The organism is Streptomyces sp. NPDC050388 (genome assembly GCF_040655635.1).
In the GTDB taxonomy this organism is placed as follows: domain Bacteria; phylum Actinomycetota; class Actinomycetes; order Streptomycetales; family Streptomycetaceae; genus Streptomyces.
This window is the reverse complement of sequence record NZ_JBFAKH010000012.1, coordinates 37,636-52,290: the sequence shown is the minus strand read 5'-3', so window position 1 is coordinate 52,290 and position 14,655 is coordinate 37,636. Positions and strand designations below refer to the sequence as shown.

The 14,655-nt window shown below is 69.2% G+C and carries 16 protein-coding genes; 11 read left to right on the top strand and 5 right to left on the bottom strand.

The window, feature by feature from the left end; genetic code table 11:
* Nucleotides 1–257 precede the first annotated feature (257 nt).
* Both AB0I73_RS09375 and AB0I73_RS09370 read left to right on the top strand, forming a co-directional pair.
* The gene (locus tag AB0I73_RS09375) at nt 258–713 is read left to right on the top strand and encodes a lipocalin-like domain-containing protein (RefSeq protein WP_363035411.1); all 456 of its coding nucleotides are present in this window, start codon (nt 258–260) and stop codon (nt 711–713) included.
* Between the two features lie 73 nt (nt 714–786).
* Nucleotides 787–1,554: an SDR family oxidoreductase gene (locus AB0I73_RS09370; protein WP_363035409.1), complete on the top strand. Its 768-nt coding sequence runs from the start codon at nt 787–789 to the stop codon at nt 1,552–1,554.
* Between the two features lie 194 nt (nt 1,555–1,748).
* Here the strand turns inward: AB0I73_RS09370 and AB0I73_RS09365 are convergent, their stop codons facing one another.
* Nucleotides 1,749–2,414 (bottom strand): NADPH-dependent F420 reductase, encoded by a 666-nt coding sequence (locus AB0I73_RS09365; protein ID WP_363035407.1) that lies wholly within the window; start codon nt 2,412–2,414, stop codon nt 1,749–1,751.
* Between the two features lie 296 nt (nt 2,415–2,710).
* Between AB0I73_RS09365 and AB0I73_RS09360 the strand changes: the two genes are divergently transcribed.
* From AB0I73_RS09360 to AB0I73_RS09340, 5 genes are all read left to right on the top strand, one after another.
* Nucleotides 2,711–3,811: an NAD(P)-dependent alcohol dehydrogenase gene (locus AB0I73_RS09360; protein WP_363035405.1), complete on the top strand. Its 1,101-nt coding sequence runs from the start codon at nt 2,711–2,713 to the stop codon at nt 3,809–3,811.
* 264 nt (nt 3,812–4,075) lie between these two features.
* Nucleotides 4,076–5,422: a serine/threonine-protein kinase gene (locus tag AB0I73_RS09355; protein ID WP_363035403.1), complete on the top strand. Its 1,347-nt coding sequence runs from the start codon at nt 4,076–4,078 to the stop codon at nt 5,420–5,422.
* A gap of 325 nt (nt 5,423–5,747) precedes the next feature.
* Nucleotides 5,748–5,906, top strand: coding sequence for a type II toxin-antitoxin system prevent-host-death family antitoxin (locus tag AB0I73_RS09350; protein ID WP_363035401.1), 159 nt, complete (start codon nt 5,748–5,750; stop codon nt 5,904–5,906).
* The gene (locus tag AB0I73_RS09345; protein ID WP_258308724.1) at nt 5,903–6,184 is read left to right on the top strand and encodes a type II toxin-antitoxin system Phd/YefM family antitoxin; all 282 of its coding nucleotides are present in this window, start codon (nt 5,903–5,905) and stop codon (nt 6,182–6,184) included. Before AB0I73_RS09350 ends, AB0I73_RS09345 begins: the two co-directional genes overlap by 4 nt.
* 4 nt (nt 6,185–6,188) lie before the next feature.
* Entirely contained in the window at nt 6,189–6,470 is a 282-nt protein-coding gene (locus tag AB0I73_RS09340; RefSeq protein ID WP_363035399.1) for a type II toxin-antitoxin system RelE/ParE family toxin, read from the top strand.
* A 388-nt stretch (nt 6,471–6,858) separates the two neighbouring features.
* Here AB0I73_RS09340 and AB0I73_RS09335 read toward each other — a convergent pair whose 3' ends face one another.
* On the bottom strand, nt 6,859–7,038 hold the full coding sequence (locus AB0I73_RS09335; RefSeq protein WP_363035397.1) for a transposase: 180 nt from the start codon (nt 7,036–7,038) through the stop codon (nt 6,859–6,861).
* A gap of 319 nt (nt 7,039–7,357) precedes the next feature.
* Here AB0I73_RS09335 and AB0I73_RS09330 point away from each other — a divergent pair, with 319 nt between their 5' ends.
* The 4 genes from AB0I73_RS09330 to AB0I73_RS09315 all read left to right on the top strand — a co-directional run bounded on the left by AB0I73_RS09330 (nt 7,358) and on the right by AB0I73_RS09315 (nt 10,948).
* Nucleotides 7,358–7,789: a PaaI family thioesterase gene (locus AB0I73_RS09330; RefSeq protein WP_363035395.1), complete on the top strand. Its 432-nt coding sequence runs from the start codon at nt 7,358–7,360 to the stop codon at nt 7,787–7,789.
* A gap of 337 nt (nt 7,790–8,126) precedes the next feature.
* Nucleotides 8,127–9,125, top strand: a complete 999-nt coding sequence (locus AB0I73_RS09325; RefSeq protein WP_363035393.1) for a glycoside hydrolase family 11 protein — start codon at nt 8,127–8,129, stop codon at nt 9,123–9,125.
* Between the two features lie 33 nt (nt 9,126–9,158).
* Nucleotides 9,159–10,151, top strand: a complete 993-nt coding sequence (locus AB0I73_RS09320) for a polysaccharide deacetylase family protein (RefSeq protein ID WP_363035391.1) — start codon at nt 9,159–9,161, stop codon at nt 10,149–10,151.
* A gap of 230 nt (nt 10,152–10,381) precedes the next feature.
* Nucleotides 10,382–10,948, top strand: a complete 567-nt coding sequence (locus tag AB0I73_RS09315) for a GNAT family protein (RefSeq protein WP_363035389.1) — start codon at nt 10,382–10,384, stop codon at nt 10,946–10,948.
* Between the two features lie 36 nt (nt 10,949–10,984).
* Here AB0I73_RS09315 and AB0I73_RS09310 read toward each other — a convergent pair whose 3' ends face one another.
* From AB0I73_RS09310 to AB0I73_RS09300, 3 genes are all read right to left on the bottom strand, one after another.
* Nucleotides 10,985–11,800 (bottom strand): thioesterase family protein, encoded by an 816-nt coding sequence (locus tag AB0I73_RS09310; protein WP_363035387.1) that lies wholly within the window; start codon nt 11,798–11,800, stop codon nt 10,985–10,987.
* Between the two features lie 242 nt (nt 11,801–12,042).
* Nucleotides 12,043–13,653 (bottom strand): hypothetical protein, encoded by a 1,611-nt coding sequence (locus tag AB0I73_RS09305; protein ID WP_363035385.1) that lies wholly within the window; start codon nt 13,651–13,653, stop codon nt 12,043–12,045.
* A gap of 143 nt (nt 13,654–13,796) precedes the next feature.
* Nucleotides 13,797–14,576, bottom strand: a complete 780-nt coding sequence (locus AB0I73_RS09300) for an IclR family transcriptional regulator C-terminal domain-containing protein (RefSeq protein ID WP_202279264.1) — start codon at nt 14,574–14,576, stop codon at nt 13,797–13,799.
* Nucleotides 14,577–14,655 lie beyond the last annotated feature (79 nt).

The window sequence follows — 14,655 nt, the reverse complement described above, 5'->3', positions numbered from 1 at the left end:
TCGAATGAAGCAGTGGTCGAGGGCGGCGACGCTGCGACAGGCGCTGTTGCCGACCGGGACGGGAAGCGCGCCGTGGGGGCGAGCCGGCCGGTGCGTCGGCGGCTCGGTACGGCCCGAACCCGAACGCCGCACCGGCCGAGCGCCCGCGAGTCGGACGTGGGATCTTCTCGTTCAGGGGATGGACCCACCTCTCCCGACACCGGCGGGGCGCCTCGGAGGAGACGGGGTGGTGGGTGCATGGGGCAACGGAGGTCATCGTGCCTGAAGGGCTGCGCCAACGGCTGATCGGCGCGTGGAAACTGGTGTCGTACCGGGAAACCCCGGTGGACGGGTCCGAGCCGTTCGAACCGCTGGGCCACGCACCGCACGGCATCATCATGTACACCCCCGACGGGTACATGTCCGCCCAGCTGTCCACGCCCGACCGCCCCGTGTTCGCCTCCGGGGACTGGTTCGACGGCACGACCGACGACTACACGGCGGAAGCGACCACCTACATCGCCTACTCGGGTCCCTTCCACGTCGATGAGGAGAACCAGACCCTCACCCACACCATGTTCGTGTCCCTGTTCCCCAACTGGACCGGTCAGACCCAGCCACGGGTGGTGAGGCTCGAGGGACAGACGTTGCACCTGAGTACCGCGTCACCCATCTCATCGAGCGGCAAGACCGTCAACTCGGCTCTCACCTGGCGCAGAGCCGAACCCAACTGACCGCACCGGCCGGGACACAGCCCGCTCCCCGGCACCGGACGGTGCGGCGCGGTCGACCAGGAGGAGGGCCCGCATGGACACACCTCGAAACGTCGTCGTGACGGCGGCAGCGAGCGGAATCGGGCTCGCGATGGCCAAGGCCTTCGCGGCCGACGGTGACCGCGTGCACATCTGCGACATCGACGAGTCGGCGCTGGAACGCGTCACCCAGGCCGATCCCCGGGTCACCGGGACGGTCTGCGACGTGTCGGACCGGCACGCTGTCGAGACCTTCGTCGAGACCGCGGTGCGCACCCTCGGGGGCATCGACGTCCTGGTCAACAACGCGGGGATCTCCGGTCCCACCGCGTCAGTGGAGGAGACGGACCCCGACCAGTGGGAGAAGGTGCTGGCCGTCAACCTCACCGGCACCTTCAACGTCACCAGGCTTTCCCTCCCCCACCTGAAGAAGTCCGCGGCCGGCGTCGTCATCATCATGTCCTCGGTCGGCGGTCGCTACGGCTACCCGAACCGCGCCCCCTACGCGACCACCAAGCGAGGACTGCTCGGTCTGACCGAGACGCTCGCCCTCGAACTCGGGGCCGACGGGATCCGCGTCAACGCCGTCGCCCCCGGTGCCGTCGCCGGTGAACGCATCCAGCGGGTCCTGCGGGGCCGAGCCGATGCCGACGGACGCAGCCTGGCGGACGTCACCGCCGACGCGCTGAGCATCCAGTCCCTCAAGTACTTCACGGACCCCGACGACATCGCCGCACTGGTGCTCTTCCTCGCCTCCGACAGCGCCAAGTCGATCACAGGGCAGACCCTCGCCGTCGACGGCGGCTCAAAAGCCGCGCAATGACACGCCATGGGGCGTGCGACCCTTCCGGGTGAAGACTCCGGAGCCCGTTGTCCAGACGCAGGACATCGACCGCCCGCCGGGCCTTTTCCGTGTTGCGGGTTGCGTTCCGGCGCGTGGTCGACGTGGTCCGTGCAGGCGCTGAGAACAGCCACCACGCTGTGCATCGGGGCGAGAGGAAACCGATGCGCCGGCTGTCACGGCAGGATCGCGATGGCGCTGGACCAGTTCAGGCCGAGCCGTTCCTGGGACGCCATGTGCAGGAACTGGAAGGCTTCCAGCTCGCGTGCCCGGCGCAGCGGTCCCACGTCCAGGGGGCGCAGCCCCGCGGAGGAGACCAGGTCCGAGACGGTCTGTTTCGCCGCCTCGTCGTCTCCGGCGATGAAGACGTCCAGTGGTCGGCCTGCCACCTCACCCGTGGTGAGCGTCCCGGCGAAGGTGGTGTTGAAGGCCTTGACGACCCGGCTTTCCGGCACGGCGGCGGCGATCTGCTCGGCGGCGGAGGTGCCGGCGGGCACGACGAGTGAGTCGAAGGTGGCGAAATCCACCGGGTTGGAGATGTCGACGACGATCTTCCCTGCCAGGGGGCCGGCCCACGCGGCGGCGACGTCGCGTCCGGCCGGATAGGGCAGGGCGAGCACCAGGATGTCGGAGTCAGCCGCGGCATCGGCGCCGACCGCCGTGACGTCCGCTCCAGGAGCGGCCCGGCTCAAGGCGGTGGCCAGCTCCTCCGCCTTGGCCTTCCCGCGGTCGTGCAGACGGACGGAGTGCCCGCCAGCCAACGCCCGGGTGCCGATGCCGCGGGCCATGTTCCCGGCACCGACGATGGTGACGATCATGCGTTGCTCCTCGATGGACGTCACGTGCCTTCCACCCTCGCACCCCCGGACGGCCGCTGCCACCGATCGAGGTCCTTCCGGCTGGTGCCGCACGCCGCGCCGGTACCGAATGCTCCCGGGAGGGCTTCCCCACCCGCTCACCTGCCATCCGTGACGACCTCTCACCCCCCATCGGAGCAACCGTCATTCGTTCGCGAAACGGAACGCGATGTTCATTTCCCCTGTTCGAGCGCCTTTTGAAGTACGGTTAGCTTTTGCTTGCAAAGTCATTTACGGTTCAACTATCCGCACGACGCAGGAGCGAAAGGATGGTTTGTGCCATGAACGTCACCGCCGCTGTCGCCCGGGGCGAGTCGAAGCCGCTGACGATCGAGGAGCTCGAGCTGGACGACCTCCGACCGGACGAGGTCCGGGTCCGCATGGTCGCCACCGGTGTGTGCCACACGGACGCGATCGTGAGGGACCAGGTGTACCCGACCCCGCTGCCCGCCGTCCTCGGTCACGAGGGGTCCGGTGTCGTGGAGGCGGTGGGCAGTGCGGTCACCACTGTGGTGCCCGGGGACCACGTGGTCCTGTCGGCCGCCTCCTGCGGGGTCTGTGCGCAGTGCATGAGCGGGAACCCGACCTACTGCGAGAACGCCTACGAACAGTGCTTCGGCGGCCGGCGCTCCGACGGCACCACCTCCCTGTCCTCGAACGGGGAGCAGGTGTCCTCCCACTTCTTCGGCCAGTCCTCCTTCGCGACCCACGCCAACGTCGTGGAGCGCAGCGTGGTCAAGGTTCCGGCCGACGTACCGCTGGAGAAGCTCGGCCCGCTGGGCTGCGGCCTGCAGACCGGCGCCGGAGCGGTGCTCAACGAACTGCAGCCCGCCGCGGGCACGTCCCTGGTGGTCTTCGGGGCCGGAGCGGTCGGCTCGGCGGCCGTCATGGCGGCCAAGGTCGCCGGCTGCACCACGATCGTCGCCGTGGACCTGCACGACTCCCGGCTGGACCTGGCCCGGCGGATCGGCGCCACCCACACCGTCAACTCCGGCAGTGCCGACGTCGTGTCCGAGCTGAAGAGGATCACCGGCGGCAAGGGCGTGGACCACGTCGTGGACACCACCGCCGTACCGGCCCTGCTGACCCAGGCGCTGGACGCCCTGGCGATCCGGGGCGCCATCGTGCTCGTCGGAGCCGCGGCGGCCGGTACGACGGTCCCCTTCGAGATCGGCGAGTCCCTCCTGAAGGGCTGGACGTTCAAGACCGTCATCGAGGGCAGCGCGGTCCCGCAGGTCTTCATCCCCCGCCTCGTCGAGCTGTGGCAGCAGGGCCGCTTCCCCTTCGACGAGCTCGTGCAGACCTACGAACTCAAGGAGATCAACGAGGCGTTCGCCGACTCGGCCAGTGGGGCGGCGGTCAAGCCGGTCGTCGTCTTCTGACGCCGTCTGACATCTTCTGGCGCGGCCGAGGGTCGTCGAGGCCGGGGCCGGGGGCGAGTCCCGCGGGCCCCGCAGTCCGAATCTGAGGGGCGCACGAGTCGTTGAGCTCGTGCGCCCCTCAACGGCTTCTGGAACATGGCCGCTTCAAGCTCTCGGTCGCCCGGTCGAGCCGTCCGTGTTCACGCGGTCACAGTCCGTAGACTGTGGTGCGCCGGTGTGGCCGGGGGAGGACCGTGACGAGAGTGTGGGGATACGAGAGCGCCGATGAAGCCGCTGGACACCAATGCGGACCCGCGTGTGGTGGGACCGTTCGAACTGCTCGCCCGGCTTGGCGCGGGTGGCATGGGCGTCGCCTATCTGGCGCGCGAAATCCCGCTGGAGGGCCTTTCCGACGAGATGGTCGCGGCCTACCGGCTGGTCGAGCCCGATCATGATCGTGGCCGTGACGAGGTGGCCGACCCGTCGCGGCTCGTCGTGGTCAAGATGATCCAGCCGTCCCTGCTGGGCCAGCCGCAGGCCCGCGAGCGGTTCGCGCGGGAGATCGACGCCGTCCGCGCGGTGGCCGGCGACCGGGTTCCGGCGCTGCGCGCGGCGGACCCGGAGGCCGGTGAGCCGTGGTTCGCCATGGACTACATCGCCGGACCGTCGCTGCACACCCTGGTGAAGGGGGCCGGACCCCTTCCCGTCGGGCCGTGCGCGGCGCTCGGTCTGGCCCTCGTGGACGCGTTGGCGGCCATTCACGGGAGGAAGCTGCTGCACCGCGACCTCAAGCCGAGCAACGTCGTGCTCGGTCCGAACGGGCCGGTGGTGCTCGACTTCGGCCTGGCGGTGCTCGCCGAGCGCCAGTCCAGCCAGGCGCTCACCCGGACCGGCGACCGCCTGGGCACGCGCCCCTACATGCCCGTCGAGCAACTGCGCGACAGCAAGCACGTCGAGGCACCCGCCGATGTGTACGCCCTCGGCGCCACCCTCTTCTTCGCGCTGACGGGCCGGGCGCCGTATCCCTACATGCCGTTGATGGTGCCCCCGACGTGGGAAGGCGTCGATCCGGCCTTTCTGCCGCTGCTGGGCCGGGTGATCGTCGCCGAACCGCTCCGGCGTCCGGATCTCGACGGTGTGCGGGAGAGCCTGTCGACCCTGCTCACCGACGCCGGCCTGACCCTCGAACAGGCGGCGGAGCAGCTCCGGGAGCGGGTCGCCGCCGCCGACCTGACGCCGAAGCTGCCCCCCGAGGCGCTCAAGGGCCGTGCCGACCCCGTCGTACGGGAGCTGGCGCAGAAGGCGGTCGACGAGGGCGAGGCACCGGACGCCCCCTGGGCGGAGGACGACCCGGGCTTCTACGGCCTCGTGAACACGGAGGACATCGAGTGGGTGGTCGAGGGGGCGGACGGCCCCGGCGGCCACCCGCCCACGCTCCTGGACGACGGCCGGGAGCGGACGCCCACGGCGCCGACGGTCCCGCTGTCCGCGTCCGAGCGTCGGCCGGGCGATGAACCCGCTGCCGTCGGCCACCCCCTCCCGCCTCCCCGGCCCGGGGAGGCCCCGAGGGTTCCGGTGGACCTGGCAGGGCCGGTGGGTGCCGCCCCGAAGGTCGCGAGCCGTCCGGGGTGACCGGGAGGGGGCCGGAAGCCGATCAGGCACCCCGCGCACGTGAGGGCCCTGCCGGTTCCTTCGGGACGGCAGGGCCCTCACGGCCGTACGTGCCTCAGACGCTCCGCTCCGACAGGGCTGACCCAGGGCTTGAAACCCGCGCCGAACGCCTCCTGCCCCGCCCCTGTGCCTCCGATGCCCCTGACACAATCGACGCCCTCTGTCTCGCCGGCGTCGAGGAGAGTGGCCGTGGGTTGCTCCTTGCGGCGGGGCCGACCGCGAGCCGGGACTGGCATCCACGTCCGGACGGATCGGGCAAGGCGGTCCGGGCCGAGTACGCACTCACGTGGAGCGGTGCCCTCTGAGGGCATGGGGGGTGACCGTGTGCGAGTTCCACCAGAACGCCTCGAAGGTCCTCGCCGCAGCCGGACGCGGCGAGCGGATCACCGTGACCAAGAACGGGCGGCCGATGCGTTCATGTACATCTGCTACATTTGTGACATGAGTGATCCGGTGGTTGAATCCATGGCCGAGGTGCGGAGCCACCTCGCCGACGTCATCGACCGCGCCCGGCGCGAGGAGATCCCGACGATCATCACGCGACGCGGTAAGCAGGAAGCCGTTGTGATCGACATCGAGGAGTACCGGCGGCTGCGCGGGATCGCCGAGGAGGCCGAAGAGGCCTGGCTCAACCGGCTGGCCGACGAGGCCGAGTCCGAGGGGGTGGAGGGGGCGGTCTCGATCGAGGAGATGGCCGCCATGCTCCGGGACGGGCAGGACTGACCGCATGGGGTACGTCACCCGCTTCACGCCGCACGCACAGCGGGACATGCTCAAGATCCCGCGTCCGGACGCGCTGCGGATCCTGTACCGCCTCACCGAATTGCAGAAGGCCATGGATGCGGGGGACACGGCTGCATTCGAGATCAAAGCCCTGCAGGGCCACAGCGCCCGGTGGTGGCTCCGTGTCGGTGACTACCGCGTCGTCTACACCGTCGAGGACGGCCGACTGATCGTGTGGGTCATGGCCCTGGGCAATCGCCGCGACGTCTACCGGCAGGTTCCCTGACGGACGGCCGAGTACCGCACGGTTCGGCGAGCAGGTGTTTTCGCGTCTGGGGGGCCTGGGCCTGTGGCGACACCCTTGCGGAAACCGTGAAGCACTTGGCGCAGATGCCGTTCGCGAGCTGATGCCGGCATGTCGACCCCGCCGAACTCGCAGGTTCCACAGCTCACTTCACTCGCGCCGCGGATCGGGACGAGGCGAAGGTTCGGTCTGGAACGGGTCGGGGAGGTGATGGACCCGGTACGCCATTTCGTCGGGGTGCCGGGCGACCCGGGCCAGTCTCCAGGCTGCTTCGTACGACACTTGGGACTGCTGCGTGATCGGGTGACAGTCGGGGTTTATGCAGCGAGTGCTGCGTGAGGGGCCATGATGATCTCGTACTCGACGGGGGTCAATCGGCCCAGACGAATCTGGCGCCCTCGTCGATGTCCGTGCGGCGCAGCCACTTGGTCAACGAGGCCGGGTGGACCCCGAAGTCAGCGGCGACCTGTTCCAGGGTGACGCCCGGCTCGCGGTTACGCGCGACCCGCGCGACGTCCTCGCGGAACTCCTTGGGATACGGCTTGGGCATTGCTCCCTCCTTCCAGCCTGCCTGATGGCAAGCCAGGTCAGATGTCACCCAACCCTGCAGCAGTCCCGTACCGCCCAGCTGGAGCGCGCCCGACAGCGCCAGGTGGGTCTGGCTGGTGGCCGGCACGAACGTCGTCCTCACCGCGTGTGTGCTCCGCGCGGAGGTCCTCGGCCTGCGCGAGAACCGGCACGCCGGTGCACAGGGGCAGTACACCCACTCGGGTCGGCTCGTTCCGCCACCGCGGGACCCCCCGGCTCATCGGTGATCAGTCCCTCGGTCCTCGACTTCCCTAATCCGGCGAGGCTGTCAGAGTTCACCCGTGGAGCTGAGCCCCGTCGGTCCGCCGCTACCGGGCAGGCGCAGCCGCGTAATGCGCGACTGGCTGGCCGACCGTCTTCCTGACCCGCCGGTCGCTGCGGCTCTCGGGATGACTCTCGAGGAGGTCGAGCAGGGCCGTGTGGTGTTCGCACTCGTCCCCGGCGAGGAGCACTACAACCCGCTCGGCAGCGTGCACGGTGGTGTCTACGCCACCCTGCTCGACTCGGCGGCGGGCTGCGCAGTGCTGTCGATCCTGCCGAAGGGCACGCGGTACACCTCGCTCGACCTGAACGTGAAGTTTCTGCGCCCGGTCACCGTCGGCACGGTCCTCAAGGGCGGGCGGCGCACGGCGTTCGCCCAGGTCGAACTCGTCGATTCGGCGGACCGGTTGCTCGCCCACGCCACCAGCAGCTGCATGCTCTTCCCTGTCTGACCGTCCCTGCGCCCGCCGGGTCGCCGCACGCAACGTGACTCAGGTGGAGTCGGCCGTCCCCCGGCGCCGGGTCCGGGCCTTCCCCCGGTGGACCCGGCTCTCCGAGGAATCCGAAACTTTCGTTCTGACTTCACGTCATTTCTGATCTAGATTCTGAGTGATTCCTTGTGTGGGTGCTCGCCTTGCTGTGAACTCGTGTCTGAGCTGGCGATTTCTCTGCCCTCGTGGTTCTGGATGGGTGTCGAAGATTTCGAAATAATCACCGAAACTGTTGACGCCTGACGCGTGCAGGCCAACACTGGCGCCGTCGTGGAACCTCCAGGAGAGGAAACCCCCCATGAACGTGCTCGCCCGACCGAGGTGCCGCAGAAGCGGTCCCGTCGCGCTGTTCATCAGAAGTGCGTGGGCCATCGCGCTGGCCGCGCTGGCCGCGCTGCTGCTGCCGGGTACCGCCCACGCCGACACGGTCGTCACGACGAACCAGACCGGCACCGACAACGGCTACTACTACTCGTTCTGGACCGACAGCCAGGGCACCGTCTCCATGAACATGGGTTCCGGCGGCCAGTACAGCACCTCGTGGCGCAACACCGGCAACTTCGTCGCCGGCAAGGGCTGGAGCACCGGCGGGCGCCGGAGTGTGACCTACTCGGGCACCTTCAACCCGTCGGGCAACGCGTACCTGACCCTCTACGGATGGTCGACCAACCCGCTCGTGGAGTACTACATCGTCGACAACTGGGGCACCTACCGGCCCACGGGGACGTTCAAGGGCACCGTCACCAGTGACGGCGGCACGTACGACATCTACGAGACGACCCGCTACAACGCCCCCTCCATCGAAGGCACCAGGACCTTCCAGCAGTACTGGAGCGTCCGGCAGTCCAAGCGGACGGGCGGCACCATCACCACCGGCAACCACTTCGACGCGTGGGCCCGGAACGGCATGAACCTGGGCACCTTCAACTACATGATCATGGCGACCGAGGGTTACCAGAGCAGCGGCAGCTCCAACATCACGGTCGGCGGCACGGGATCCGGCGGTGGCGGCGGTGGTGGCGGGGGCGGTGGTGGTTGTGCCGCGACGTTGTCGGCCGGTCAGCAGTGGGGTGACCGGTACAACCTCAACGTCTCCGTCACCGGGTCCAGCGACTGGACGGTGACGATGAACGTGCCGTCGCCGGCGAAGGTGCTGTCCACCTGGAACGTCAGCGCGAGTTATCCCAGCGCGCAGGTGCTGACCGCCCGGCCCAACGGCAGCGGCAACAACTGGGGCGTGACCATCCAGCCCAACGGCAACTGGACCTGGCCGACGGTCTCCTGCAGCGCGGGCTGAACCGGACACGAGCAGTAAGGAGGACCCACTCGTATGCGCACCAGACTCCGTTCGTCCTTGCGTTCCCTGGTCACCGGGATGGCCGTCGCCGCGCTGGCCGCGGCGGGCACTTTCGTCGCCGATGCCGCTCCGGCACAGGCCGCCGCCTGCAACGGCTATGTCGGACTCACCTTCGACGACGGCCCGTCCAGCGGCAACACGCAGGCCCTGCTCAACGCGCTGAAGCAGAACGGGCTGCGGGCCACCATGTTCAACCAGGGCCAGTACGCGGCCCAGCATCCGTCCCTGGTCCGGGCCCAGGTCGACGCCGGCATGTGGGTCGGCAACCACAGCTACACCCACCCGCACATGACCCAGCAGAGCCAGTCGCAGATGGACTCGGAGATCTCCCGGACCCAGCAGGCCATCGCGAGCGCGGGCGGTGGTACGCCCAAGCTGTTCCGCCCGCCGTACGGCGAGACCAACTCCACGCTGCGGTCGGTCGAGGCCAAGTACGGGCTGACCGAGGTGATCTGGGACGTCGACTCACAGGACTGGAACGGCGCCAGTACCGACGCGATCGTGCAGGCTGTCTCCCGGCTGGGCAACGGGCAGGTCATCCTCATGCACGACTGGCCCGCCAACACGCTCGCGGCCGTCCCGCGCATCGCGCAGACCCTGGCGGGCAAGGGCTTGTGCTCCGGCATGATCTCGCCGCAGACCGGCCGCGCGGTCGCTCCCGACGGATCCGGCGGTGGCGGCGGTGGTGGCGGGGGTGGTGGTGGTTGTGCCGCGACGTTGTCGGCCGGTCAGCAGTGGGGTGACCGGTACAACCTCAACGTCTCCGTCACCGGATCCAGCGACTGGACGGTGACGATGAACGTGCCGTCGCCGGCGAAGGTGCTGTCCACCTGGAACGTCAGCGCGAGTTATCCCAGCGCGCAGGTGCTGACCGCCCGGCCCAACGGCAGCGGCAACAACTGGGGCGTGACCATCCAGCCCAACGGCAACTGGACCTGGCCGACGGTCTCCTGCAGTACGAACTGACCGGCACCTGTGGCGCGGCGGTCTCCGGCCGCCGCGCCACAGGCATGCGGCGCGCCCTGCCGCGGGCAGTGGTGGTGAGGAGAGCACCCGCGGTGCCCGCGGTGTGAAAAATCAGCAGACCCGGGAGTGGGCGGTGGTTTATGTTCCCTGGTGTTCGAGGGGGCCCGGCATGGCGGAGTCGAAGTGCATGGCCGTCAGTTCCTGCAATCGACAGTGAAGTGGTAGGCGCCATGAGCGACATGTGGACCGGTGAGAAGGTGCGTCTGCGAGGTGTCGAGCCTGAAGACTGGGAAGGCTTCCGTGACTTGACCCGAAACACCTTCGATGTCCGCAACGCCGACCTGGTCGAGCCTCCGCGTTCTGCTGAGAGTTTCCGTTCCTGGACCGCTGAGCGGGCTGGGCGTCCGCCGGGGGGTGACGCGTTCCGCCTGGTGGTCGAGGTGCTGGCCGACCACGCGTTCGCAGGGTCTGTCACCGTCGGAGAGACCGACAGCCGTGCGGGACGATTCAGGACGGGTATCGAGATCAGCCGCGAGCACCGCCGCAGGGGGTACGCGGCCGAGGCAACCGAACTCATCCTCACCTACATGTTCGCCGAACAGCGCCACAACAAGTGCGAGGTGGAAGTCCACGCCTTCAACGACGCCTCCCTCGCCCTCTACCGCAGGCTGGGCTTCGTCGAGGAGGGGCGGCTTCGCCAGCATGAATTCTTCGCCGGTGGCCACCACGATGTGGTGTTGCTCGGCATCACCGCCGCCGAACACTGGGCCACACACCGGCGCCCATCGGTGCGGTGATCTTCGCGTCGCCTTTCCCGCGCATGCGGCAGATCCTCATGCCCCCGGCTGGGGCCGGACCGTGAGGATCTGCTGGGCCTGGCCGACCGGGCCGTCGACGTCGTGCAGGACCGTGCTGGTGAGGCCCTGGCCGGAGGGGCCGAAGCTGACCGTGGTGTCCAGCCCCGTCCAGGCGCCTCGTGGCTGGCGGTGGAGGTGGATGGTCAGGTCGACGTTGGGGAACATCCACGCCGTGGGCGGCTGCCGGGCGGCTATGCCGTTGGCGGTGTCGACGAGGGCGAGGTACGACGCGAGGGGGCTGACGGGCTCACCGGCGACCAGGTCGAGTGGAGTGGAGAGCCAGGCGGTCGTACGTCCCGGCCGGGGCGGTGCGACCGGGCGGACGTCCAGGGAGGTGACGTAGCCGCCGGCCCAGACGTCGGACATCGGCCAGGCGGTGAGTGACTCGGGCGGGGTGAGGCGGTCGGCGGGGCCGCCCGCGACCGCGGTGGTGTCGAGGCCGGCCAGGAGCCAGGCGCGGGCCCGGACGACCGGGCGGCCGGCGATGCGTACGACCGCTTCGAGGAGTTCGATGGTCCGCCCGGGGCGGATGGTCTCCACCTGGATCTCGCACTCGTCGAGGGCGAGGCGGCCGAGGATGTCGTAGCTGATCCGGGAGAGGATCAGGCCGTTGTCCGGTCCGGCGGCCCGGTGGCGGTCGATGGCGTGGACCACGAGTCCGCCCAGCGGACTGAAGTGCTGTTCGTCCGGGTCCCAGGCCCCGCCCGCGTGTGTCGTCGGCTTGTAGCGGTGGTCGTCGATGGGCTCGAAGTAGCTGCCCCGGAGCGCGGTGGGGGCGGTGGGGGTGGACAAGGGCCGCTTCTCCTTCGGTGACACGGGTGTCGTGGGCAGCCGGAGCCGTCGTCACGTCAGCTGCCGCCCGGCACGCTACCGCCATCCGCGCGTCTCGCCACGTGAGAATGTGCACACTGCAATCATCGTGTCGGTGCGGGCGACTGCGCGGCCCGTAGGGGCGTCACCGGTGAAGCCGCGCCGCCGGCTCCCCGCACGGAAGTGACGGAGGGGGCAGGAAGCCGGCGGCGGGTATCAGGGGGTCAGCCCTTGCGCTTGGCGGGGACGGGGAAGTCCACGTGCTTGATCTTCTTCCCGGCGACGAAGTCCCAGGCCTCCACGCGCACCCGGTCCTCGAACACCTTCACCCGCAGGCCGGAGGAGTTGTTGCCCTCCAGGCGCCGGCTCTGGTGGTCGCCGTGGGGCTCGGTGGCGTTCTTGATCGCGCCCGTGTTGACCACGGGGAACCCGCGCGTGTTGCCGGTGGCCTCCGCCCGCAGCCGGCCCCACCAGTCCTCCGCCTTCAGCGACTGGTGCGTGTGGCTGGTGAACATGATGATGTTCGAGTACTTGCCCACGACCTCGGTGAACGCCTCGAGGTCGAAGTAGTCGTTCCCGTTCCAGGAGCTGTGGGTCTCCGTGACGGTGTAGGGGACCGCCTGGTGGTTGTAGAGCATGACCGGCTTGCCCTGCTTCGCCCAGTGCGCGAGACGGGAGTCCAGCCAGTTCAGCTGTTCGTCGGACAGCTTCACGTACGGCTCGACGCCCTTGCGGTCCACATCGCTGTAGTACTCGGTGTTGACCGTGATGTTGGGGATGCCGTCGATGATCTCCTCGCGCCAGACCCTGTCCTGGCCGGTGAAGTCGAGGAACCGGTTGATGTAGGCCTCGGAGCCCTCCGGGCCGAGCATCTCGTGGTTGCCGATGGTGTAGTAGTCGCGTCCGGAGGCGTGCGGGACCTCCTTGCGAGCGGCCTCGAACTCGTCGTAGAGCTCCTGCTTGCCCAGGTCGACGAAGTCGCCGTTGACGAACATGGCTCCGGCCGGGTCCGGCATGTCGTTGAGCTGCTTGACGGCGGACTTGTAGTTGTCGATGCCGCCCTGGATGTCGCTGATGACGTCGATGACGGCGGACGGCTCGCCCTCGACCTCGCCCATGGGCAGCGACACCCGGGCGTTGTCGATGGCCCAGAACCAGTCGTTGTGGCCGTTCTTGTAGCTCCAGGTGAAGATGGCCTTGCGAGCCCCCTCGGGCACGTCGACGGTGATCGCCTCGTGGGAGCTGAGCTTGTCGGCGTCGTAGCGCCGCAGCTCCACCGGCTTGCCGCCGTCGAAGGAGACGCTCACGGTGGCGTGCTGCGGAGCGTCACCCTGTCGGTAGTGGGAGTCGAAGCCGAGGACGATCCGGTCGTGCTTCTTGACGTCGACGGCCGGGGACTTCAGCGCGGTGTTCAGCCGGTCGGTGTCGTTGAGGCGCTGGTGTTGGCTCTCGACGACGGCGAGCTTGTCGTGCGCCCGGGTGAAGTAGTGGCGCTTGTCGGTGCCCACCGCCCAGGTCCAGTCACGGATGTCGGTGATCGCCCAGCCCGCCCAGCGGGCCTCGCCGGTGGTGAATCCGGCGTTCTCCTTGGACCAGCCCTCGGGGAGCGTGTGCGTGAAGTCCGTGGGTGTGGGCACCGAGTCGAAGTCCTCGCTCCACAGAACGGTCTCGGTGAGTGCCTGGTCGACGTACGACTTGCCGGCCTTGCTCTGCCGGGCGACGCGGTCCGAACCCTGGGCGGCTGAGATGCCGGACATCCCCGCGGCGGTGATGCCGAGGGTGACGGCCAGGGCGCAGGTGAGGACGGTGACGGACTTTCTCGCGGGGAGTGCCATGGGGCTTACCTCGTCTCGGGCAGAAATGGTGACGATCTGCACGATGCCCCGACAAGATGATCACAAGAGGTCCGGCGCCGGGTCTCCGAGTGAATAACCGGAATTTCGCATTCCGGAAGCGGAGCCCCGACCCGTGCGGAGCGTCAGCGGCGGACCACGTGCAGGTCGGCCTCGATCCGGGCCACGGTCGCCAGGAGGGCGGGCAGCAGGTCGCGACGCACCGAGTCGACGGAGTTGCGGCTCGCGTGCACGGGGATGTTGACGGCGGCGACGACGGTGCCGTCCCCGTCGCGGACCGGGGCGGCCACGGTGCGCAGACCCACCTCGAGCTCCTGGTCCATGATGGCGTACCCCTGTTTGCGGACCCGCTGGAGTTCGGCGCGCAGCTGCGGCGGGGAGACGATGGTGCGGGGGGTCAGCGGGCGCAGCTCGCACCTGGCGAGGTGCCGGTCGAGCTGCTCGTCCGGGAGGTGGGCGAGCAACACCCGCCCGACCGAGGTGACATGGGCGGGGAAGCGGGTGCCGACGGTGATGGTGGCGGTCATGATGCGCGTGGTGGGCACGCGGCTGACGTAGACGATGTCGTCGCCGTCGAGCACGCAGAGGGAGGAGGACTCGCGGACCTCGGCGACCAGTTCCTCGAGGTGGGGCTCGGCGATGTCGGGCAGCGAGGAGCCGGCGAGATACGCGTAGCCGAGTTCCAGGACGCGCGGGGTGAGGCGGAACAGCCTCCCGTCGGTGGTGACGTAGCCGAGGTCGGCGAGGGTGAGCAGAAAGCGCCGGGCAGCCGCGCGGGTCAGGTCGCAGATGCGGGCGACGTCGCTGAGGGTCAGTTCGCGACGCTCGCCGTCGAAGGCGCGGATGACGGCGAGTCCGCGCTCCAGGGACTGTACGAAATGGGCTTCCCGTTCCTGACCACCCATCGGCGACCTCCCCGTTTGCGTGCCGAACGTCGGTGCGGTGGCAGAACGCTATGGCGGCGGCCGGTGGCCGTCAACTGGC